Here is a 21,076-nt window from a genome sequence, read left to right on the forward strand (position 1 = left end):
ATAGTGGGCACCTGTTTCAACTGCCCCGATGTGACCGTGACCGTGCCCACCACTTTTGTCACCGCACCGCTGCCGCCGCAGCAGGTTCTGCTTGCGCTGTTCGAGCGCATCAACGAAGGCGTGCTCCTGTTCCGTGATGACGGCAGCGTGGCCGTGGCCAATGCCGCCGTGCGCGGCATGCTCGGCCAGGGCGAGATCGACGCCGGCGTGGATCCCGCGCAGTGGCTGCGCCAGCTGCTGCCACCCGATGCACTCGAGCATGCGCGACTGCACGGCCACTGGAACGGCAGCCTGCCGGTGGGCGAGCGCATGGTCATCGCGCACGTCTACCAGCAGGAAGACGCCGGCCGGCGTCATTATCTGGCCCTGTTCCGCCGCATCGAAGGCCAGGAAGACTACGAACGCGAGCTGCAGCAGCGCCATGCCGAGCTGCGCCAGGCCTACCTGCGCCTCAACGGCACGCAGGAAAAACTGCTGCAGTCGGAAAAGATGGCGTCCATCGGCCAGCTCGCCGCCGGCGTGGCCCACGAAATCAACAACCCGATCGGCTACGTGCACTCCAACCTGGGCAGCCTGCAGGAATACCTGCGCAGCCTGTTCACGGTGATCGAGGCCTATGAGCGCGCACTGCGCGCGCCGGACCCGAAGGCCCTGATTCCCGAAATCGACGATATCCGCAACCGCTTCGACATCGACTTCATCAGCCGCGACCTGCCGCAGTTGATGGCCGAATCCCGCGAAGGCATCGAGCGGGTCACCCGGATCGTGCGTGACCTCAAGGACTTCTCCTATTCCGGCCGCGACGAGTCGTGGAAGCTGGTCGACCTGCACTCGGGGCTGGAATCGACCATCAACATCATCTGGAACGAGCTCAAGTACAAGGTCACCCTGCATCGCGAATTCGGGCAGCTGCCGCTGGTGGAGTGCCTGCCGTCCGAGCTCAACCAGGTCTACATGAACCTGCTGCTCAACGCCGGCCACGCCATCGCCGAACGCGGCACCATCACCGTGCGTACCGGCGTGGAAGGTGAGAACGTGTGGGTGGAGTTCGAAGACACCGGCGGCGGCATTTCGCCGGACCTGCGCCAGCGCATCTTCGATCCGTTCTTCACCACCAAGCCGGTGGGCAGTGGCACCGGGTTGGGGCTGTCGATTTCCTACAGCATCATCAACAAGCACCACGGGCGGATTGATCTCGACAGCACCCCGGGCGTGGGTTCGCGATTCCGGTTGGTGTTGCCGATCAAGCAACCGCGGTAAAGCGAAGTGCCGATCGTTTTCATGCGTTACCGGACGTTGTTGGGTTCACGGCAGTCCTTTGGGAACCGACTCTACCGTTGCGCCGCCCTCCCCAGCACGTAGCAACGGAAACGCTGCTCCTAATCGCCTTCAGGCGCCGGTATAGCAACCGGTTGTGAGGTGTTGGCGCGGCGTTGCTCTTCGTGCGTGCGGAACGCCTGGTGGATGTGCTTGCGCAGCTCGTCGTCGTTCCATGGCTTGGTAAGGAAGCGGTAGATCGCGCCGCGGTTGATCGCGTCGGTGACCGTGTTGAGGTCGGTGTAGCCCGAAAGGACCAGCCGGATCGTGTCCGGGTACAGCATCTTCACCCGGCCCAGGAACTCGGTACCGCTCATGTCGCTCATGCGCTGGTCCGACAAAATCACCTGCACATCGTTGATCGCCAGCAGGTCGAACGCATCGCGCACGTTGCCCGCCGCCAGGATGCGGTAGCCATCTCGGCGGAACAGGCGCACCAGTGAACGCAGCACGTTCTCTTCGTCGTCCAGCAGCAGCAGCGTGCGGTCCGGGCGGGTTTCGGCGAACGCTTCCGGGCGCAGGTAGCGCCGGCGCAGCGTCATGCCCGCCGCGTCGGCCGACATCGGCTCGCCGAACAGGTAGCCCTGGAACACGTCGCAGTCGTTGCGGCGCAGGAAGCCCAGCTGGGCCTGCGACTCCACCCCGTTTGCGATCACCGTCATGCCCAGCTGGTGGCCCATGGCAATGATCGCGCGCGCGATGGCGGCCTCGCGGTTGCCGGCGGGCGCGCTCTTGATGAAGCTGCGGTCGATCTTCAGCTTGTCCACCGGATAGCGCACCAGCGCGCTCAGGCTGGAATCACCGGTGCCGAAATTGTCCAGGCTCAGGCTGATGCCTTCGTTGCGCAGGTTCACCAGGGTTTCGTGCACGAAGTTGACGTTGTTGGTCAACGCGCTTTCGTTGATCTCCAACGTGAGCATGTGCGCCGGCACCCCGGCGGTCTGCATCAGCGCCATAACCTCCGCAAAGAAGTTCGGGCGAAGCAGCTGCAGCGTGGACACGTTCACCGCGATGGTGAAATCGTCGAACCCCAGGTCGCGCCAGAGTCTGGCCTGCTTGAGCGCGCCCTCCAGCACCCAGGTGCCGATCTGCACGATGATGCCCAGGCGTTCAGCGGTGCGCATGAAGCGCTCCGGTACCAGCATGCCCAGCGTCGGGGACTGCCAGCGCAGCAGCGCCTCCATGCCGACCACGTGGCCATCGCGGGCGCTGACCAGCGGCTGGTAGCGCAGCTTCAGTTCGCCATTGGGAATGGCATCCACGATCTGGCGCGCGATGATGCTCTCGCTGTGCGCGCTTGACGGCGTGTTGACCGCGTGGATGCGCACCGCATTGCCGCCCTCGCGGGCCGCCTGGTACAGCGCGTCTTCGGCATGGTCGAGCAGGCGCGAGGTTTCGGTCGCATGTTCCGGGCACAGGCTGACGCCGAGCTTGCCGGTCATGAACAGCGTATACGGCAGGACGGAGAGCGGCAGCTCCAGCTGCTGGCGGATTTCCTCGGCCAGGTCGTCGGGCAGCGGGAGGTCGGCGGTGCGTGGTACCGCGATCAGGAACTCATCGCTGCCATGCCGCCACAGCTGGCCGCGTCCGCGCAGATGATGCTGCAGGCGCTGTGCTACCAACACCAGCGCCTGGTCCCCGACCTCGGCGCTCATGTTCTCGTTGACCGACGCAAAGTGGTCGATATCCACGTGCATCAGCATCAACGGCGTGCCACCTGAGGCGGCCTCGGCCACCATGGCCTGCAGCGCGGGATTACCGGCGCCAAGCCGGGGCGGCGCGTCCTCGATGCTGACCAGGGGCAGGGAAGGGTTCCACATGACTCAGTATTCCATTGTATCGGGGGTGGCCACGCCATCGCTGCGGTAAGGCAGGAACAGGTCGACCAGGGTGCCGGCGCCATGGGCCGACTCGATCTTGAGGGTGCCGCCGGCGCTCTGCGCGCGTTCGCGCATGACGATCAGGCCCAGCCCGCGGGGGCCGTCGGGGTCGAAACCTTCGCCGTCATCGCGCACCTGCAGGTGCAGGCCATGATCCTGCACATCATGAAGGGTGAGCTGCACCTGGCTGGCGCGCGCATGGCGCAGCACGTTGGTCAGGCTTTCCTGGGCGATGCGGAAACAGGCCTGCTCGATCTCACCCTGTGGGCGCCGCGGCAACGACGCGATGTCGGCCAGCAGTTCGATCGGCGAGGAACGGAACAGCACTCCGGCCTGCCAGCGCAACGCCGCTTCCAGGCCCAGTGCATCCAGCTGCGGCGGGCGCAGCAGGGTGGAGATGTCGCGCAGCTTGCCGACGGTGGCGTCGGCCAGGTGGATGATCTGCTCCAGGTCCTCGCCGCGCCGCTGCGGATCGGCCTCATCCTGCGCCGCATAGGCCGACAGCTTCATGGCGGTGATGGCCTGGCCGATGTCATCGTGCAGGTCGCGCGAAATCGCGCGGCGCTCGTCTTCCTGCAGCGAGAACAGGCGCCCGGCCATGGCCTGCAGCTCGCGGTTGCTGGTTTCCAGCGCCTGGCGGATACGTTCCGGCTCGCTCAGATCGCGCACGATGAGCAGCTTGCAGTTCCGCCCGCCATAGCGCACCTCGCCGACCGCAAGGCCGGCCTGGAAGCGCTCGCCATTCTGCCGCCGCATGCCGATCACTTCGCTGCCGCTGGTGGGCAGCGGGATACTGGCGAACAACTGGGCGCGCACCCTGGGCAGGTCGCTGGCAACGACCAGCGCCGAGAGCGGTTCGCCGAGCAGGGTGTGCTGCCCGTAGCCAAACTGCGCGGCAGCACAGGCGTTGGCATACAGCACATGTTCGTCGGACAGGATCACCACGCCGTCGGGCAGCACCCGCACCAGCTCGCGGAACTGTTCTTCGCGCTCGCGCAGCAGGCGCCGCGACTGCTCGCGCTCGGTCACGTCCTGCAGGGTGCCCAGTACGCGGAGCCGGCCGGCATCATCGGTGCCGCTCTCGGCGCGCAGGTGAACCATCAGTGCACGCCCGTCCATGGCCAGCAGCGGCAGCAGCAGGTCGATCTGCACCGCGTCGCCGCGCATGTCCTGCAGCAGCTGTTCGCTCAGCGCGGCGGTGGCTGGGTCGGCAGGCACCAGCAGTTCCTCGAAGCGGTGCCAACGCCGCGCTTCGGGCGGGCGCCGGCCCAGCAGGTGGTAGACCTGGTTGGAGTAGCGACCCAGTCCAGTGGAGGGATCGACCTCCCAGGCCCCGATCCGCGCCATTTCGTGCGCTTCCTCGACCCGGGCCAGCGCCTGGTCGCGGCGTCGCAGCGCCTGGTCTTCGCCGGTGCGGTCGATGGCGATCAGCAACCGCGCCGGCCGCCCGGCGTAATCCAGGTAATTGCTGCGCATCTCCATGCGCCGGCGCGTGCCGTCCTTGAGCACCAGGTCGGCGGTCATCACGCACAGCTGTTCCGGTTGCGCGCGGATCTCCTCGAGTTTGGCGGCCAGCGCCGCTTCGTCCCCGGGCGGCCACAGCGCGGTCATCGACATCATGATGAATTCGTCGCGGCTCCAGCCGAACAGGCTGCTGGCAGCCGGGTTGACGTCCAGGATCTCCAGCGTGTCCAGGTCGTAGACCAGGATCGGGCCCGGGTTGCCTTCGAACAGTTGGCGATGGCGCTGTTCGGAGTGCTCAAGGCGCTCATGGGTCTGCAGTACGTGCATGGCCAGCGGGCGCAGCAGCAGGTAGATCAGCGCGCCACTGAGGATGACGAAGAACGCGCCTTTCGCGGTCTGCCACCGCGCGGCCGTGGCCAGGTCGGCGGTAAGCACCTGTACGGCCGCGTCGCTGCACAGAATCCAGAACAGGGCCAGCACCAGATAGCCGATCACCACCCGCCAGCGATCGCGGCGCAGGGCCTGTGCGAGCGGGTGGTCACGACGGTGGGGGACGGGCGGGCCGGGCGGGACGACAGGCATGGGGCGCGACGGGAGGCGGTTGGGCGGACGCTCCATAGTAGTGGTTGGGACGCCTTGGGCGCACGCGACGCTCAACTATCGAGCGGAACAGCCGCTAACGATTGCGTTCCCGGCTGTCGGGTGCGTTATCGGAGTCATACCGCGTGGACCAAGGCATCATCGCGAGTCTGCTGCAGCACCCTTTGGCCTCGGCCCTGGTCATCCTGGACCGGGCCGGGCGCCCGCTGGCCGCCAATCCGGCCGCGCGTGACCATGGGTTGCCGGCGACCGTGGCGGCCTGCGGCGAGCTGCTGGAAGACCTGCGGCTGCTGGCGGCCGATGGGGGCCTGGTGCCCTGCCAGCTGCCGGGCGGGCCGCGTGGTCGCTTTGATGGATGGATGCGGGCCGTGCATGATGCCGACGGCCATCTGCTGGCCTTCACCCTGAGCATCCCGGAGCCAGCGGCGCCCTACGCGGGCAGCCGCTGGGAAGTGGCGCTGGAGCACGCCGGCCACGGATTGTGGGATTGGGACCTGCCCAGCGACGCGGTCACCCGTTCCCAGCGCTGGCACGACCTGCCGACCGGCCCTGAAGAACATGCGGTGGCGGAGGCGGGGCAGGCCTTGCTGGCCCCCGTTCACCCCGATGACCAGGCCGCTGTGCGTGCGGCGCTGGACGCGCACCTGCGCGGCGATGGGGAGGCATACACCGCCCAGTACCGCCTGCGTCATCCCGCAGGCGACTGGCGCTGGGTGCTCGACCGCGGGCGCGTGGTGGCCCGTACGGTCGACGGTCAGCCGCTGCGCATGGTGGGCACGCACACCGACATCCAGGCGCAGAAGCAGATGGAAGCGCTGCTGCTGGAGCAGCAGGTGCACCTGCGGGAAGCGCAGCGCATCGCCAGCATGGGCAGCTGGTCGTGGGATCCGGGCACCCGCCAGTTCTGGTGGTCGCCAGAGTTCCGGGCGTTGCTCGGTGTGGGCGATGGCCCGTTGAACAGCCGTCGACACTGGTTGCGCCTGCTGGAGCCGCGTTCGCGCAGCCTGCTGCGCCAGGCCTGGCGGCGCATGCTGCGCGATGGCAAGCCCAGCATGCTGGCGCTGGAGCTGCCGCGGGAGGGCAACGGCGCGCTGCACCTGCGGCTGTGGATGCAACCGCTGCTGGGTCCGGATGGGCGCATCCAGCGCCTGCTCGGCCAGGTGCAGAACATTACCGAACAGCACCAGACCGATGCGCTCATCCGCTGGCGGACCGAGCTGCTCAACCGGGTCTCGGCGCTGGGCCGTATCGGGGGGTGCGAGATCGAAGTGAGCACCCGCCACATGCAGTGGACCGAGGAGTGCTACCGCATCCATGGCCTGCGCAAGGAACCGATCACCCTGGACCAGGCGCTGGCGCTGTACACGCAGGATTCGCGCGACGCCTTCGAGGCAGCACTGGCGCGCATTGCCGCAGGCGGCCTGCCTGAGCAGCTGGATCTGTGCTTTTACCGCCAGTCCGGACTGCGCATCTGGGTGCAGGTGCTGATCGAACTGGACCACCGCGATGGCCTGCCGACCCGTTTCGTGGTGCTGTTCCGTGACATCACCCGCGAACGCGAGGCCAACGAGCGGATCGAACTGCTCGCCCATTACGACCTGCTCACCGGCCTGCCCAACCGCATGCTGCTGCGCGAGCAGACTGCAGATGCCATCGAGGAAGCGCTTGATCGTGGCGCACCATTGGCGATGCTGTTCATCGACCTGGATGGTTTCAAGACCATCAACGACACCTTCGGTCATGCCACCGGCGATGCGCTGCTGAAGGCAGCGGCGGCACGGTTGCATCAGAACCTGCGCAACGCCGACCTGTTCGGGCGCTTCAGCGGCGATGAATTCATCGTGGTGCTGCGCGACCTTGCCGACCCGGAGGATGCCGGGCACGTGGCGCGCAAGCTGATCGCCTCGCTGGCCGAGCCGCTGCAGCGCGGTGACACGACCTTGAAGGTGGGCGCCAGCGTGGGCATCGCGATGCTCGACGAAGGGCGCGCGGATTTCGATTCGCTGCTGCGCGCGGCCGATGCGGCGATGTACGCTGCCAAGGAAGCCGGGCGCAACACCTATCAGTATTACAGCCAGGATGCGCTGCTGCGCATCCAGCGCAAACTGGAAATCGAGCACGCCCTGCTGGGCGCCATCGAGCGCGAAGAGTTCAGCCTGGCCTACCAGCCGCTGCTGCACGCTGCCCAGGATCAGCCGCCGGCCATCGAGGCACTGTTGCGCTGGCACCGCCCGGGGATCGGTTACTGCAGTCCAGCCGAGTTCATTCCCATCGCCGAGAAGTGCGGTGAGATTGTCCGCATCGGCGACTGGGTGCTGGCCGAGGCCTGCCGCCAGGCGGCCGCCTGGGACAGGGCCGGACTGAAGTTCGACCGGATCGCGGTGAACGTGTCAGCGGTGCAGCTGCGCGACCGTGGCTTTGCCGAGCGCGTGATCGATATCTGCCACGCCCATGGCTGGGCACCGCAGCGGCTGGAACTGGAGCTGACCGAATCGGCCCTGATCCGCGACACCGACGTGCTGCGCCACTGCTTCGATGTGTTGGAGCGGCACGGCGTGCCGTTGGCGGTGGACGACTTCGGAACCGGCTTCTCCAACCTGCATTACCTCAACCGCTTCCCGGTGGGCCGGCTGAAGATCGATCGCAGCTTCGTGCAGGGCATGCTTCACGACGCCGGCACCGCCGAAGTCACCCAGGCGATCGTGCACCTGGGTCACGCTCTGGGCATGAAGGTGGTGGCCGAAGGCGTCGAAACCGAGCAGGAAGAGGCGATGCTGCGCCGGCAGGGTTGCGACGAGATCCAGGGTTACCTGTATTCCAGGCCGCTGACCCCGCGCGATCTGGCGCAGTGGCTGAAGCAGGGCGGGGGGCAGGTGATGGCGATTCCCGCGGGTGCCGGCGACGCGTTGCGGATTCCGGTGCCGTCGGGCCCGTAACTGTTGGCGGGCCCGTAGTTGATTGATCCCGATCCACGGACGAATTGTTAGGGGCCCATTGGCATCCGGATCCATCAACCATGGGCCAGCAACCGTTACAGGCCCATCGGGATCCGGATCAATCGACCATGTCTCCGCTCAGGCCCAGGTCCCATGCCAATCCCGCCAGCGCGGGATCCAGCGGCGCTGCCGCCGCTGCGGTCGCCATCATTTCCGCCAGTTCCCGCTGCGCCTGCTGTTCCAGCGCCGCCAACAGCGCGCGCCCGCTTTTCGGCGCCGCGGGCGCCTGGGCAGGGTGAATGACGTCGCCCACTGCGTCGGGCGACGCGCCGCTACCGGCAGGAATCAAGGGGCTGGGGGTGGCGTTCAACAGCATGCGGAAATCTTCAACAGATGGGGCAGGGGGCCACACGCACGAAAGCCCCGGCAATGCCGGGGCCCTCGTGGAATGCCGTTGCCGGCACCTATCACGGATCAGAACAGCTCAACCGCACCGGCCGCCATGCTCTGCTGGCTTACCGGCTTGTGCGGCGGGCGTTCCCACTCGCTGCGCATTTCACGCAGGCGGTTGCCGGTACGCTGCAGCGCGGTGGCCACTTCGGCGTCGAACACGCCGCCGTTACGGTGCAGCAGTTCCTGCAGGCCCACCGCTTCGCGGTTGATCGAGGTCAGGCGATCGAGGTGGGTGTGCACGCCGCCCAGGGCCTGGGTGGCGATGTCTTCGAACTGGAGGGCACGCACGGCTTCGGCCACGCTGCTGTCGATCGCACGGCCGCACTCGGAAATCTCGCGCATGCCTTCGCCCAGCGAAGCATTGATCTGGGCCACGTTGTCGAGCATGGCGGCTGCTTCGTGACGCGCTTCGCGGGAGCGGTCCATGTCGCGCGAGGCCATGTTGGAGACCGTCTCGCGGACCTTGGCGATGGCGTCCTTGGAGCTGTGGGCCAGCTTGCGGATCTGCTCGTTGAACGTGGTGGAACGTTCGGAGAGGTTGCGCACCTCGTCGGCCACCACCGCAAAGCCGCGACCGGCTTCACCGGCACGGGCCGCCTCGATGGCCGCGTTCAGCGCCAGCAGGTTGGTCTGGTCGGCAATGGATTTGACGTCTTCCAGCAACGCGAAGATGCCATCCAGGTGCTGCGCCATCTGGTCGATGTGCTGCACCGTAGTGCTGCTCTGGCCGCTGACCTGCTCCAGCGCTTCCACCAGCTGCTCCATGCGATGGCTGGCGTGCTGGGCGAAACGGGCCACGTCGACGCCAGCACCCCCATCTTCACCGGCGCGGTCGACGATGCGGGCCAGGGCCTGGCTCTGCTGGCGGGACTTGCGGTTCATGGCATCAAAGCTGCCGCCCAGCCCGGCCACGGCCTGGCGGATCAGGTCGCGGGCCCGTTCGATCTCGGCGCGCGAACCATCGATTTCGTTGCCGACGAACGAGCGCAGCTCGGTCAGCAGCTGATCCTGTTCCCGCATCATGCGGGCATGCTCGGGCGAGCGCTGGCTCTGGGCGCGGGCAGTCCACCAGGCGAACCCCAGCCAGCTGAGCGTCATCGTGGTCAGAATCGCCCAGCGCAGGGCAGCCGGCCATTCGAAGCCGATGGCGAAGGGAAGCAGCAGGGTCAGGACCAGGGGGGCGGCCAGACTAGTGAAAATGCGTGAGTACATGGACGTTCTCGGGGAGGTGCACGGAGAATGTATCGGCCGCACCCCCGGGAGCTTTAGTCGGTGTGTGTGGATTTCGTGCTTCGGATGCATTGCAGCCACGCAGGGCGTGGCTCTACACGTCAGCGCCGGTAGGTGACGACCGTTGGTCGTCACTCCTTTTCGTCAGCGAAGCTGACGATCCACCGCTTCAATCATCGCCTTGCGCGAGATCAGGAAATCCCAGTACTGGCCGCCGGTCTGGCGCCACAGGACCGCCGAACGCACCGCCGCCAGCAGCAGCGCGCGGATCTCGGCCACCACCCCGGCCTGGCCCAGGTAGTGCGGGTTACCCTGGACCATCACCCGCGGCTTGAGGTGGCTGATGGTGTCGGCATACAGCCCGCCCAGGCTGGAGAGCACGTCCGGGTGGGCGCTGTCGTTCAGCTCCAAGGCCTGGCGCTGGGCGCGCGCGATGCCCTGGCTGACCTGTTCGACCACCGCGTGCTCGCGCACGAAGCGGCGCTCAAGCTGCAGCACGGCCAGTGCCAGCCGCGGCAGGATCTCGTCCTGGCCCTGGTTGCGGAAATAGTTGTGCAGCAGGCGCAGGCCCGGGGCCAGGTTGGCGGCGCTGCCGTAGATGGCCTGCGGGCTGTCGGCGTCGATCCGGAACACGCTGTCGATCGCGGTGCGGACCACGCTGGCCTCGGAATGGCCGGTTTCGGCGATGCGGCGCACCTGCTGCAGCGCCTGGGCGATGCCAGCCAGGGCAAGGACGCGGTCGTCGATGGAAAAACTCATGCAGCAGATACCTCGAAGGGGGAAGGGGCGGTGCGCAGGCGCTGCTCCAGCGGCGCGTCAGTGGCGGCGATCACCGCGCCACCCAGGCAGACCTCGTCGTCATACAACACCAGGGATTGCCCAGGGGTGACGGCACGCTGCGGCCGCGCAAAACGCACGTCCACGCTGCCATCGTCGCGCACCCGCACCGTGCACGGCTCGTCCGGCTGGCGGTAGCGGGTCTGCGCGGTGCATTCGAACTGACGGGCAGGCGGCGCCCCGGCGATCCAGTGGGCAGTCTCCGAATGCAGCCGGGTCGACTGCAGCCAGGGGCTTTCACGGTCCTGGTCCACGTACAGCACGTTGCTGGCCACGTCCTTGCCCACTACGTACCACGGGGCCGCCGGGCGTCCACGCACGCCGCCGATGTTCAGGCCCTCGCGCTGGCCCAGCGTGAAATAGAACACCCCGGGGTGCTCGGCGATCCGGTTGCCGTCCGGGTCCTGGATCTCGCCGGCACGCGCCGGCAGGTAACGGCCCAGGAACTCGCGGAAATCGCGCTCGCCGATGAAGCAGATCCCGGTCGAATCCTTCTTGGCGTGGGTCGGCAGGCGCGCGTCGCGGGCAATGCGGCGCAGGTCGTTCTTCTGCAGGTCGCCGATCGGGAACAGGGTCGCGGCCAGCTGGGCCTGTCCCAGCTGATGAAGGAAGTAGCTCTGGTCCTTGCTGCGGTCGGCGCCGCGCAGCAACGCCCAGCGTCCGCCCACCTGCGCCACGCGGGCGTAGTGGCCGGTGGCGATGCGTTCGGCGCCCAGCTCGCGGGCCGCATCCAGGAAGTGCTTGAACTTCACTTCGCGGTTGCACAGTACGTCCGGATTGGGGGTGCGCCCGGCCGCGTACTCGGCCAGGAAATGTTCGAACACGCCCTGCCAGTACTCGCTGGAGAAGTCGCGGAAGTGGAACGGGATGTCGAGCAGGCCGCACACGGCTACCGCATCGCGACGGTCGTCTTCGGCACGGCAATCGCCGCTGCCGTCGTCGGCCCAGTTCTGCATGAACAGCCCGGCCACCGGCTCGCCCTGCTGGACCAGCCGCCAGGCGGCGACGGACGAATCCACGCCACCGGATACGCCGACCATGACGCGCGGGGTGCTCATGCAACCTCCTTCACGATCGACAGCGGATGGCGCTGGCCGGCCAGGAAGTCGGCAACGACCTCCCAGACAAGCGGGCTGCGCAGCCGCGAGGGCTCGGCCTGCAGTTCGGCCGGGTCCAGCCACAGTGCGCGCAGGATACCGGTGTCCAGGGGGCGCGCAGGGTCATGGGCGATCGGCTCGGCCGCGTAGGCGAAGCGCAGGAAGGGCGTGCCGTCGGGGGCGGTCCACTGGTAGGTGCCGATGAAGGCCGTCAGGCGAACGGTCCAGCCTGACTCTTCCAGGGTCTCGCGCACGGCGGCGGCGGCCAGGCTTTCGCCCGGCTCCAGGTGCCCGGCTGGCTGGTTCAGCACCGCGCGGCCGTCGATGGCTTCTTCCACCAGCAACAGGCGCCCGTCGCGCACCACCACGGTGGCCACGGTCACATGCGGCGCCCAGCGCAGGTCCTGCACTTCGTTCACGTCAGTATTCGTCCGTTCCAGTCAGTTCGAGTTCCATCGCATCGGCGGTGTTCATCGCCGCATCAATGGCGTCGCCCAGCGCGTCAGCGCTGGCGTTGGCGTCCACTTTCACCACGAACATGGCCAGCTGTTCCTGCTTCACCCACGCGCCCAGTTTGGCGTCCTGGGAGTCCTCCAGCAGACGGTTGGCCACCGCGGCGGAGAACTGCTTGCCCGGCGCGTTGTAACCTGGCGACCAGATCTCGCGGATGCGGTGCTTGCCGTACTCTTCCACGGCCGAGCGTACGAACACCAGCTGGGTGCGGTCGCCTTCGACATCGAACACCAGCTTGTAGTCGCCGTCCTCGTCGATCTCGTAGGGGTACTTCAGCGTGTCGAGCACGCGGCCGACGGCCTTGTCGGGCGTTGCGGCGTGGGCGCCGAAGACGGAGGCGGCCAGCAGCAGCGCGGTGGCGATCCTTTTCATGAAATCCCTGTGAAAGTGTGTGTCCATGAGTGGATTGTGACGGGCGCAGGGGGCCAACGTCCAATCCGGGCGGTGCGGCGTCTATAATGTCCCGATGCCTCGCGAGCCCTCCCAAGAACCCCACCACGACCACGGCGTAGCGCTGGAACCGGCCCGGCCGGAGGTCGCCCCGCCGCCGTTCTACCAGGTGATGCTGCTGAATGACGACTACACCCCGATGGATTTCGTGGTGACCGTGCTGCAGCACTTCTTCTCGATGGATCTGGAAAAAGCCACCCAGGTGATGCTCAACGTGCACACCCGTGGGCGTGGCGTGTGCGGGGTGTTTACCCGCGAGGTGGCCGAATCGAAGGTCGCCCAGGTCAACGAGTTCTCGCGCATGAACCAGCATCCGCTGCTGTGCACGATGGAAAAAGCCGGATAACACGGGGTTCCCGGCGCCCCCGGTTGTTTGGATGCCCACCTAAGCCGGCCGGTGGCCGTTCCCGGCCCCCATGTCCGTCCTTCATCGAAAGAGCGCAGGGGACCGCCAGGGGGCGGAGCGCCGCAATCGGTCGATGACGTTGCCATCACGGGTGGCCAGCCAATGCTGGGGTCCGGGGGCAGGATCGCGCAAGTGATAACGCCATCTGAACGCACCGATCCAGTAGGGTGATGGAAATTGTGCAGGTAGGCCGCATATTGTTCTCAACTGCCGCCGGAGTAGAACATGTTCAGTAAAGACCTCGAACACACCATCGGTCAGTGCTACAAGCGCGCCCGTGAGGCCCGCCATGAGTTCATGACGGTGGAACACCTGCTGCTGGCACTGCTCGACAATCCGTCCGCCCAGGCCGTGCTCAAGGCATGCGGGGCCGACGCCGACCGCCTGCGCCAGGAGCTGGAGCAGGCCATCGAGGCCTCTGTCTCGCGCCTCGCCGAGGATGATGGCCGCGACACCCAGCCTACGCTTGGCTTCCAGCGCGTGCTGCAGCGGGCCGTGTACCACGTGCAGTCCTCGGGCAAGAAGGAGGTTACCGGTGCCAACGTACTGGTGGCCATCTTCGGCGAAAAGGACTCCCATGCGGTCTATTACCTCAACCAGCAGGACGTCACCCGGCTGGATATCGTCAACTACCTCTCCCATGGCATCGCCAAACTGGGCGAGGAGGGCGAAGTGCCGCCGTCCTCGGATGCCGAAGGGCGCGCCGAGGGGGGCGATGGCGAAGGCAAGGGCGATGCCCTGGCCGAGTTCGCCAGCAACCTCAACGAGGCGGCCCGCAACGGCCGCATCGATCCCCTGGTGGGCCGCCGCGATGAAATCGAGCGCACCATCCAGGTGTTGTGCCGCCGCCGCAAGAACAACCCGCTCTACGTGGGCGAGGCCGGCGTGGGCAAGACCGCCATCGCCGAGGGCCTGGCCAAGCGTATCGTGGAAGGTACGGTGCCCGATGTACTGGCCGATGCAGTGATCTACTCGCTCGACCTGGGCGCACTGGTGGCCGGCACCAAGTACCGCGGCGATTTCGAGAAGCGCCTCAAGGGCGTGCTCACCGCGCTGAAGAAGATGCCCAACGCGGTGCTGTTCATCGACGAGATCCACACCATCATCGGTGCCGGGTCGGCGTCGGGCGGCACCATGGACGCCTCCAACCTCATCAAGCCGGCGCTGGCCTCCGGTGAGCTGCGCTGCATCGGCTCCACCACCTTCCAGGAGTACCGCGGCATCTTCGAGAAGGACCGTGCGCTGGCACGCCGCTTCCAGAAGATCGACATCGTCGAGCCCACCGTGGGCGAAACCTACGAAATCCTGCAGGGCCTCAAGCCCAAGTATGAAGCGCACCACGGCGTGACCTATGCCGATGACGCACTGCAGGCGGCGGTGGACCTGTCGGTGAAGCACATCGGTGACCGGCTGCTGCCTGACAAGGCCATCGACGTGATCGACGAGGCCGGCGCCCGCCAGCGCCTGCTGCCCGAGGGCGAGCGCAAGGAGCTGATCGACATCGAGGAAATCGAAACGATCGTGGCCAAGATGGCGCGCATTCCGGCCAAGCAGGTCAGCGCGACCGACAAGGACGTGCTGCAGCACCTGGAGCGCAACCTGAAGATGGTGATCTTCGGCCAGGACCCGGCCATCGAGACGCTGTCCTCGGCGATCAAGCTGGCCCGTTCGGGCCTGGCCAACCCGGAAAAGCCGATCGGCAACTTCCTGTTCGCGGGCCCCACCGGCGTGGGCAAGACCGAGGTGACCAAGCAGCTGGCGCTGCAGCTGGGCATCGAGCTGGTGCGCTTTGACATGAGCGAGTACATGGAGCCGCATTCGATCAGCCGCCTGATCGGTGCGCCCCCGGGCTATGTCGGCTTCGACCAGGGCGGCCTGCTTACCGAAAAGATCGTCAAGACCCCGCACTGCGTGCTGCTGCTGGACGAGGTGGAAAAGGCCCACCCGGACATCTTCAACATCCTGCTGCAGGTCATGGACCGTGGCGTGCTCACCGACACCAACGGGCGCGAAGCCAACTTCAAGAACGTGGTGCTGGTGATGACCACCAATGCCGGTGCGGCACAGGCCTCGCGGCGTTCGATCGGCTTTACCCGCCAGGACCATGCCACCGACGCGATGGAGATCATCCGCAAGAGCTTCACGCCGGAATTCCGCAACCGCCTCGATGCGGTGGTGCAGTTCCAGCCGCTGGGCTTCGAGCACATCCTGCGTGTGGTGGACAAGTTCCTGATCGAGCTGGAAATGCTGCTGCAGGAAAAGCACGTCAGCCTGTCGGCCACGCCGACCGCGCGCGACTGGCTGGCCCGCCATGGCTTCGACCCGCTGATGGGTGCCCGCCCGATGGCCCGGGTGATCCAGGACAAGGTCAAGCGCCCGCTGGCCGACGAGCTGTTGTTCGGCAAGCTGGTCAATGGCGGAAGGGTCAGCATCGACGTGCGCGACGACGAGCTGTTTGTCGAAACGCAGGCCGAACCGGAGCGACTGCTGCCGGCGACGGTCGAGTGACCCATGGTCGCGGCCGTTGGTCGTGACCGCATTCCAACAAAAACGCCCCTCACGGGGCGTTTTTGTTGGGCATCGCTCAGCGCTTGGCGCGGGATGCGAACGCCTCTGCGCTGATCGGCTCAAGACGTGCGACATCGCAGCTGCCGGTGTCGGTGCGCAGCTTGCTGGCGCGTGCCCCGCACAGCTGGCCCTCATTGCCGGGGGTGGCAAACTCGAGCTTCCGCGAGAAGCCGGCCTGGCTGCAGCTGCTCTGGAAATGGACGATGTAATGATCGGTGCCGTTGCGCAGCAGGATGCTGCGGTCGGCGCCCTTGCGAACCAGCTGCTGGTCGCTGGACAGGGTGATGCAATCGGAGCCGGCCGCGGCAGCGGGCGCGCTCTGCGCAGACGCCGTAGCGGCTACGCTGGAAACAACCAACAGGCAAAGCGCAATCAGGGTCTTCATGGCGGGGGCCAGTGGGTCACGATCCGGAGTGGACCGTAGACCACAGTGCCTGCGGTCGGCTGCTGGCGAATCTGCATCAAGGCAGGCTGACTGATGTCAGGGTGCCGTGGGGCAGGGTGACTGCCGGCACGGTGGGCGCAGCTGAATGGCGCCCACGCAAAAAGGCCAGCGCAGGGCCGGCCTTTGATCGCGTCTTCCGGAGAAGCCGCCCTTCCGCTTACTTCATGCGGTAGGTAATGCGACCCTTGGTCAGGTCGTAGGGCGTCATTTCAACCTTGACACGGTCGCCCGTCAGGATGCGGATGTAGTTCTTGCGCATGCGGCCGGAGATGTGGGCGATGATTTCATGCCCATTTTCCAGTCGAACGCGGAAAGTGGTGTTCGGCAGCGTCTCGCTGACGGTGCCTTCGAACTCGATGGAGTCGTCTTTCGACATGTAGTCCTGTGCAGTTCTATAAACGGCCGAGCTGGCCTTAAGAGCGGGCATTTTACGCGCATCTCCCCCGGGATGCAAAGATTGCGTTAACCGTCCGCGTTACGCCAACAATGCGGCGGGAAACTCCCCAAACCGCTGGACCCAACTCCCAGGCGGCTCGGCGGCCTTGACCGACTCTCGCACCACCCCCAGGAACCGCTCCCGCGGCCAATGCTCGGCCCCCATCCGCAGCAGATGGTCGTTCTCGACCTGCGCGTCGATCAGCGGCCAGCCCCACGACGACAGCCAGTGGGCCAACCCGGCCAGTGCCACCTTCGAGCCGCCGCTGGCCGCGCTGAACATGCTCTCGCCAAAGAACATGCGGCCGATGGCCACCCCGTAGATCCCGCCCACCAGCCGGTCGCCGTCCAGCACCTCGACCGAATGGGCGAAGCCCAGGGCATGCAACGCCACATAGGCCTCGACCATGTCCCGGGTGATCCAGGTGCCGTCCTGCCCGGGGCGCGGGCTGGCTGCGCAGGCTTCGATCACCTCTCGAAAACGGGTGTCGGCACGCACGACCCAGCCGCTGGCGCGCAGGCTGCGGCGGAAGCGCGAGGACAGGTGCACCCCATCGGTGCGGAACACCATGCGCGGGTCCGGTGACCACCACAGCAGCGGCTGGCCCTCCGAGAACCACGGGAAGATTCCGCCGGCGTAGGCATTGAGCAGGCGCACCGGCGAGAGGTCGCCACCGAGCGCCAGCAGGCCATCCGGGTCCTGCAGCGCGGTTTCGGCAGGGGGGAAGGGCGTATCCGGCCGATCGTCCAGCCGCCAGGGCAGGTGCCGCGTCATGTGGATTCAATCGACTTGAAGGGGGTGTGCTCCGCCAGCAGCTGCGCATAGCGCTGCACTTCTTCGCGCTCCTGTTCGCACCAGCCGGCCAGCGCACCGGCGAACGCCGGCTCGGCCAGCCAGTGCCGGCTGCGCACCCGGTGCGGCAGGAAGCCACGCGCCAGCTTGTGCTCGCCCTGCGCACCGGGCTCGAAGCGGGTGAGACCTTCCCGCAGGCAGTATTCGATGCCCTGGTAGTAACAGGTTTCAAAGTGCAGGCCGGGCAGGGTGGCGCCCCCCCAGTACCGCCCGTACAGGGTGTCACCACCGCGCAGGCACAGTGCGCCGGCAACCGGCTGGCCCTCCAGCAGGGCCAGGAAGATCACCAGCTGGCGTGGCATTGTCGTGGCCAGGTGCTGCAGGAACGGCAGGGTCAGCGCCGGCGAATTGCCGTATTCGCTGAAGGTCTGCAGGTAGAAGTCATGCATGGCCTGCAGGTCGGCGTCGGAGGCTTCATCGCCGTGCACGATCCGGTAGGTCACCCCGGTGCGGGCCAGCTTGGCGCGCTCCTGGCGGATGTTCTTGCGGTGCTTGTGGTCCATGGCGGCCAGGAAGCTGCTGAAGTCCGTCCAGTCGCCCGGGTTGTGCCACTGGAACTGGATGTCCTCGCGCAGCAGCCAGTCGGGGCCGAACGCGGCGTCGTCATCGGCCAGGTGGAAGTTCACGTGCGCCGACGACCAGCCCATGCGGGCCACCTCCGTGCGCAGGGTCTCTACCAGCATGCGCGTGGTTTCTGCCTCCTTCGCCAGCAGCCGCGGCCCGCTCACCGGCGAATACGGTACAGCGCCCAGCCACTTCGGGAAGTAGGCCAGACCGTGGCGGGCATAGGCATTGGCCCAGGCGTGATCGAACACGAACTCGCCATGCGAGTTGTCCTTCAGGTAGCCCGGTACCGCCCCGATCAAGTGGTCGCCTTCCCACAGGGTGAAGTGGCGCGACCGCCAACCCCATTCCGCACGCAGGCAGCCGTGTTCTTCGAGCCCCTGCAGGAACGCATGGCTGACGAACGGGTTGCGGCCGTCGTGCAGCGCATCCCAGTCGGCGGCGGGCAGGTCTGTAAGGCGATGTAGGAAGCGTATATCGGGCATGGCTGAAGGATAGGGCAGGCCGATGGAAAACGGGGTGTTTTAGCCGGCGTTGATCGGCTTGCGGTAACCGATAGGAAAGTCGTTCAGTCGCGGCCGGGAAGCGTGCGTTGGCGCGCGTTCGTGCGGCCATGAAGGGAGGAGATTTCGCTGGCGCATCCGGAGATGCGTCAACTACCTCCAAGGAGAAACGGAAATGGTAAGTAAAGGCCTACAGTTGTTCGCCGTGGGTTGCGGGATCCTGCTTGCTGCTGGTGTCGTTGATTCACAGGCCGCGCCCGTGCCGGGCGGCAATGGCCACCCCATCGAATCGAAAGATGAGGCTACGCAGACGACCTGGTACGTCGATGCCGAGCTGATCCACCTGCTGGAGAAAGAAGCCTCCAGAGGCGTTTCGAGCTACCTGCAGAGCAGGGATGTGCTGCGCACGGTTGATGTGAAGGTCACCATCGACATGAACAAGAAGACGGTGCTGGCAGACTTTGGCAGGGGCTTTCTTCCGGGAGCCGCCGAAGGTTATGCGGAGACGTTCCTGCACGAGCTTGCCGTGACGCTTCGTGTATACGCAGAGAAGGCCGGGCTTCCCATCGTTGATGTTGACTTCCGGTTTCAGGGAAAGCCGCTCAAGGACTACTTCCCCGATGATCTTGCCGTGCCTCCGCAAGCACGTATGAATCCACGGAACGCCACTGCCTTGGTTTCCGCCAGTCACGGACTCGTTCGGGTGTTTCCATCCAGGAGTTGGGAGTTTCAGCGCCCGGATGCGTTCGGTTTCAGGGAGGACATGATCACGCCAGCGTACGGAGATGTATTGCAGTCGCTTCTTGTGGAGCGAAGTGGCTTGAGCGTCTATCGTGCGCGAAGCAGGGTGCAGGATATGCACGAGGAGTCGGAGCGTCCTTGGGAGCAGATGTCTTCGAGGTACCACGTAAAGGCTGTGATGCCCGCGCGGACGGATATCTGGAACTCGCTACCGAACGCGACCACGAATGATCGGGAGGTCAATGAAGACATCCGCACACGCCCTCTCTACGCGAATCACCTTGGGGTAGGGGCAATGATCAGCCTTCACACCAATGGTCACCCAATGGCGACGACCCGGGGCTTGGAGGTCTTCTATCACGGCGATAAGCCGAACGATCGGCCTCTTGCGGAGAGCGTGCTGTGCGGGATGCGCGAGCAGATCCGATCACAGCCGGGCTACGAAGACTTTCCCATTCGAGATCGAGCCAACGCGGGCCGACACGGCGAAAACAGGATTGCCACAATGCCGGCGGTGCTTGTGGAGATCGCCTACCACTCGAACCCAGAAGACTCGGCGGCGCTACAAGATCCCGTGTTTCGGGAGGCTTCAATGAAAGGTGTGGAGAAGGGCTACCGGCTGTTTCGTGAGGGCAAGGACTGCACGCCGTTGGTGCTGAGGAAGATTGATCGCGTTACCGTTCCTGCGGACGGCGCGGCGGAGACCGACGTTCACTTCGACGGTAACCCGCAGTTCCCGGTGACGCTCAGTTTCACGCCGGTGTACTGCACCCAGCCGGGCGCCTGCAGGGCAGAAGTAAAGACGGTCACGGAGGCCTCCGCGTCGCCCATCAAGGCGCGGATGACCTGTGAAGGCAGCGGTTATGGCATGGTCAACTGGAGCACCGTCATGCGCGATGCCGATGGCGTCACATCCGGCCCCGTCGAGCACTGGATGACATGCCAGGGCGGTGGTTGATACGCCGGCGCATCAGGAAGGTTGGGGGCAAAGGTAAAGGCCGGCGCATTGCGCCGGCCTTTGGAAACAGAATGAAGTTCAGGCGGCGGTGGCGTGCAACTGCACGCCGAGGGCGCGGGTCACCTTCAGGATTGTGGCGAAATCCGGGCTGCGCTCGCCGGAGAGGGCGCGGTACAGGCTCTCACGTGAAACGCCCGCGTCGCGCGCGACCTTGCTCATGCCTTGGGCGCGGGCAATATCACCGAGCGCCTTGGCGATGAATGCAGAGTCGCCGTCACTTTCCATGATGCAGGCATCCAGGTACGCGGCCATTTCCTCCGGGGTGCGCAGGTGCTCCGCAACGTCGAACTTTTCTACCTTTGTCTTCTTCTTGGCTGTCATGTCGCTGTAGCTCCGGTAGTTTCGTTGCGCGGTGCTCTTCTTCTTTCGTATGGCGTCATAAATTGCGAGCCAGCTCCTTCGCCTTTTCAATGTCTTGCTGCTGGGAGCCCTTATCGCCGCCTACCAGAAGAATAATGAGCCGGTTGCCTCGCTGTGTGTAGTAGACACGATAGCCGGGGCCTGCATCTACGCGAAGCTCAGCTATCCCGCCGCTTAGATTGCGGTGGTCCCCGGGATTGCCATGGGCAAGCCGGCGAATGCGGGCGAGGATCCTTGCCCGACCTGCGACGTCCTTCAGGTCATCCATCCATGCTGCGAATTGGTCGGTTCGCTGTAGCTCCATCGAACAAGTGTAGCCCACAGGCTACATTATGTCTATCTCCCCACGTCCTGCGATCTCAAAACGAAGAAGGCCGGCGCAGGGTGCCGGCCTTCTGGAATGTCC

At 65.9% G+C, this 21,076-nt stretch carries 19 protein-coding genes; 5 read left to right on the plus strand and 14 right to left on the minus strand.

Annotated elements, in window-relative coordinates; all coding sequences use genetic code 11:
- Positions 1-30 precede the first annotated feature (30 nt).
- A complete protein-coding gene (locus ACGFZ3_RS05300; RefSeq protein ID WP_392917610.1) occupies positions 31-1,260 on the plus strand; it encodes an ATP-binding protein in 1,230 nt (409 codons plus the stop codon).
- Between the two features lie 119 nt (positions 1,261-1,379).
- On the opposite strand, the gene ACGFZ3_RS05305 is transcribed toward ACGFZ3_RS05300, so the two are convergent.
- Together ACGFZ3_RS05305 and ACGFZ3_RS05310 are read right to left on the minus strand one after the other, a co-directional pair.
- Positions 1,380-3,137 carry an EAL domain-containing protein gene (locus ACGFZ3_RS05305; protein WP_392917349.1) on the minus strand — a complete coding sequence of 586 codons (1,758 nt, stop codon included), beginning with the start codon at positions 3,135-3,137 and terminating at the stop codon, positions 1,380-1,382.
- Between the two features lie 3 nt (positions 3,138-3,140).
- Positions 3,141-5,243 (minus strand): PAS domain S-box protein, encoded by a 2,103-nt coding sequence (locus tag ACGFZ3_RS05310; protein WP_392917352.1) that lies wholly within the window; start codon positions 5,241-5,243, stop codon positions 3,141-3,143.
- A 143-nt stretch (positions 5,244-5,386) separates the two neighbouring features.
- Between ACGFZ3_RS05310 and ACGFZ3_RS05315 the strand changes: the two genes are divergently transcribed.
- On the plus strand, positions 5,387-8,197 hold the full coding sequence (locus ACGFZ3_RS05315; protein ID WP_392917355.1) for an EAL domain-containing protein: 2,811 nt from the start codon (positions 5,387-5,389) through the stop codon (positions 8,195-8,197).
- A 118-nt stretch (positions 8,198-8,315) separates the two neighbouring features.
- On the opposite strand, the gene ACGFZ3_RS05320 is transcribed toward ACGFZ3_RS05315, so the two are convergent.
- The 6 genes from ACGFZ3_RS05320 to ACGFZ3_RS05345 form a co-directional block, all read right to left on the minus strand.
- Positions 8,316-8,573 (minus strand): hypothetical protein, encoded by a 258-nt coding sequence (locus tag ACGFZ3_RS05320; RefSeq protein WP_392917358.1) that lies wholly within the window; start codon positions 8,571-8,573, stop codon positions 8,316-8,318.
- A gap of 98 nt (positions 8,574-8,671) precedes the next feature.
- The gene (locus tag ACGFZ3_RS05325) at positions 8,672-9,862 is read right to left on the minus strand and encodes a methyl-accepting chemotaxis protein (RefSeq protein ID WP_392917361.1); all 1,191 of its coding nucleotides are present in this window, start codon (positions 9,860-9,862) and stop codon (positions 8,672-8,674) included.
- A 162-nt stretch (positions 9,863-10,024) separates the two neighbouring features.
- Complete coding sequence (gene hflD, locus ACGFZ3_RS05330; RefSeq protein ID WP_392917364.1) at positions 10,025-10,639, minus strand: high frequency lysogenization protein HflD; 615 nt, start codon at positions 10,637-10,639, stop codon at positions 10,025-10,027.
- Positions 10,636-11,775, minus strand: coding sequence for a tRNA 2-thiouridine(34) synthase MnmA (gene mnmA / locus ACGFZ3_RS05335; RefSeq protein ID WP_392917366.1), 1,140 nt, complete (start codon positions 11,773-11,775; stop codon positions 10,636-10,638). Before mnmA ends, hflD begins: the two co-directional genes overlap by 4 nt.
- Complete coding sequence (locus tag ACGFZ3_RS05340; protein WP_392917369.1) at positions 11,772-12,233, minus strand: NUDIX hydrolase; 462 nt, start codon at positions 12,231-12,233, stop codon at positions 11,772-11,774. Before ACGFZ3_RS05340 ends, mnmA begins: the two co-directional genes overlap by 4 nt.
- Position 12,234: 1 nt before the next feature.
- Positions 12,235-12,699, minus strand: coding sequence for a hypothetical protein (locus ACGFZ3_RS05345; RefSeq protein ID WP_392917371.1), 465 nt, complete (start codon positions 12,697-12,699; stop codon positions 12,235-12,237).
- 94 nt (positions 12,700-12,793) lie between these two features.
- Between ACGFZ3_RS05345 and clpS the strand changes: the two genes are divergently transcribed.
- A complete protein-coding gene (clpS, locus tag ACGFZ3_RS05350; RefSeq protein ID WP_068851786.1) occupies positions 12,794-13,123 on the plus strand; it encodes an ATP-dependent Clp protease adapter ClpS in 330 nt (109 codons plus the stop codon).
- Between the two features lie 285 nt (positions 13,124-13,408).
- Positions 13,409-15,691, plus strand: a complete 2,283-nt coding sequence (gene clpA / locus ACGFZ3_RS05355; protein WP_392917375.1) for an ATP-dependent Clp protease ATP-binding subunit ClpA — start codon at positions 13,409-13,411, stop codon at positions 15,689-15,691.
- A gap of 76 nt (positions 15,692-15,767) precedes the next feature.
- Here clpA and ACGFZ3_RS05360 read toward each other — a convergent pair whose 3' ends face one another.
- From ACGFZ3_RS05360 to ACGFZ3_RS05375, 4 genes are all read right to left on the minus strand, one after another.
- Positions 15,768-16,136 carry a hypothetical protein gene (locus ACGFZ3_RS05360; protein WP_392917377.1) on the minus strand — a complete coding sequence of 123 codons (369 nt, stop codon included), beginning with the start codon at positions 16,134-16,136 and terminating at the stop codon, positions 15,768-15,770.
- Positions 16,137-16,353: 217 nt separating this feature from the next.
- The gene (gene infA, locus ACGFZ3_RS05365; RefSeq protein ID WP_005409596.1) at positions 16,354-16,572 is read right to left on the minus strand and encodes a translation initiation factor IF-1; all 219 of its coding nucleotides are present in this window, start codon (positions 16,570-16,572) and stop codon (positions 16,354-16,356) included.
- Between the two features lie 99 nt (positions 16,573-16,671).
- On the minus strand, positions 16,672-17,406 hold the full coding sequence (aat, locus tag ACGFZ3_RS05370) for a leucyl/phenylalanyl-tRNA--protein transferase (RefSeq protein ID WP_392917379.1): 735 nt from the start codon (positions 17,404-17,406) through the stop codon (positions 16,672-16,674).
- A complete protein-coding gene (locus ACGFZ3_RS05375; protein ID WP_392917382.1) occupies positions 17,403-18,533 on the minus strand; it encodes a GNAT family N-acetyltransferase in 1,131 nt (376 codons plus the stop codon). The genes aat and ACGFZ3_RS05375 overlap by 4 nt, the downstream gene beginning before the upstream one ends.
- Before the next feature lie 193 nt (positions 18,534-18,726).
- Between ACGFZ3_RS05375 and ACGFZ3_RS05380 the strand changes: the two genes are divergently transcribed.
- Positions 18,727-20,250, plus strand: coding sequence for an N-acetylmuramoyl-L-alanine amidase (locus tag ACGFZ3_RS05380; RefSeq protein WP_392917385.1), 1,524 nt, complete (start codon positions 18,727-18,729; stop codon positions 20,248-20,250).
- 78 nt (positions 20,251-20,328) lie between these two features.
- On the opposite strand, the gene ACGFZ3_RS05385 is transcribed toward ACGFZ3_RS05380, so the two are convergent.
- Both ACGFZ3_RS05385 and ACGFZ3_RS05390 read right to left on the minus strand, forming a co-directional pair.
- Positions 20,329-20,631, minus strand: coding sequence for an addiction module antidote protein (locus ACGFZ3_RS05385; RefSeq protein WP_282245163.1), 303 nt, complete (start codon positions 20,629-20,631; stop codon positions 20,329-20,331).
- A 55-nt stretch (positions 20,632-20,686) separates the two neighbouring features.
- Positions 20,687-20,974: a type II toxin-antitoxin system RelE/ParE family toxin gene (locus ACGFZ3_RS05390; protein ID WP_282245254.1), complete on the minus strand. Its 288-nt coding sequence runs from the start codon at positions 20,972-20,974 to the stop codon at positions 20,687-20,689.
- Positions 20,975-21,076: the final 102 nt, after the last annotated feature.

The sequence above is a fragment of the Stenotrophomonas sp. NPDC047960 genome (assembly GCF_043204395.1).
Lineage (GTDB): Bacteria > Pseudomonadota > Gammaproteobacteria > Xanthomonadales > Xanthomonadaceae > Stenotrophomonas.

Bases quoted from the DNA above. Each gene is read 5' to 3' on its own strand.
- ACGFZ3_RS05305 (WP_392917349.1), bottom strand. From the start codon at position 3,137: ATGTGGAACCCTTCCCTGCCCCTGGTCAGCATCGAGGACGCGCCGCCC.
- ACGFZ3_RS05310 (WP_392917352.1), bottom strand. From the start codon at position 5,243: ATGCCTGTCGTCCCGCCCGGCCCGCCCGTCCCCCACCGTCGTGACCAC.
- ACGFZ3_RS05320 (WP_392917358.1), bottom strand. From the start codon at position 8,573: ATGCTGTTGAACGCCACCCCCAGCCCCTTGATTCCTGCCGGTAGCGGC.
- ACGFZ3_RS05325 (WP_392917361.1), bottom strand. From the start codon at position 9,862: ATGTACTCACGCATTTTCACTAGTCTGGCCGCCCCCCTGGTCCTGACC.
- hflD (WP_392917364.1), bottom strand. From the start codon at position 10,639: ATGAGTTTTTCCATCGACGACCGCGTCCTTGCCCTGGCTGGCATCGCC.
- mnmA (WP_392917366.1), bottom strand. From the start codon at position 11,775: ATGAGCACCCCGCGCGTCATGGTCGGCGTATCCGGTGGCGTGGATTCG.
- ACGFZ3_RS05345 (WP_392917371.1), bottom strand. From the start codon at position 12,699: ATGAAAAGGATCGCCACCGCGCTGCTGCTGGCCGCCTCCGTCTTCGGC.
- clpS (WP_068851786.1), top strand. From the start codon at position 12,794: ATGCCTCGCGAGCCCTCCCAAGAACCCCACCACGACCACGGCGTAGCG.
- clpA (WP_392917375.1), top strand. From the start codon at position 13,409: ATGTTCAGTAAAGACCTCGAACACACCATCGGTCAGTGCTACAAGCGC.
- ACGFZ3_RS05360 (WP_392917377.1), bottom strand. From the start codon at position 16,136: ATGAAGACCCTGATTGCGCTTTGCCTGTTGGTTGTTTCCAGCGTAGCC.
- infA (WP_005409596.1), bottom strand. From the start codon at position 16,572: ATGTCGAAAGACGACTCCATCGAGTTCGAAGGCACCGTCAGCGAGACG.
- aat (WP_392917379.1), bottom strand. From the start codon at position 17,406: ATGACGCGGCACCTGCCCTGGCGGCTGGACGATCGGCCGGATACGCCC.
- ACGFZ3_RS05375 (WP_392917382.1), bottom strand. From the start codon at position 18,533: ATGCCCGATATACGCTTCCTACATCGCCTTACAGACCTGCCCGCCGCC.
- ACGFZ3_RS05380 (WP_392917385.1), top strand. From the start codon at position 18,727: ATGGTAAGTAAAGGCCTACAGTTGTTCGCCGTGGGTTGCGGGATCCTG.
- ACGFZ3_RS05385 (WP_282245163.1), bottom strand. From the start codon at position 20,631: ATGACAGCCAAGAAGAAGACAAAGGTAGAAAAGTTCGACGTTGCGGAG.
- ACGFZ3_RS05390 (WP_282245254.1), bottom strand. From the start codon at position 20,974: ATGGAGCTACAGCGAACCGACCAATTCGCAGCATGGATGGATGACCTG.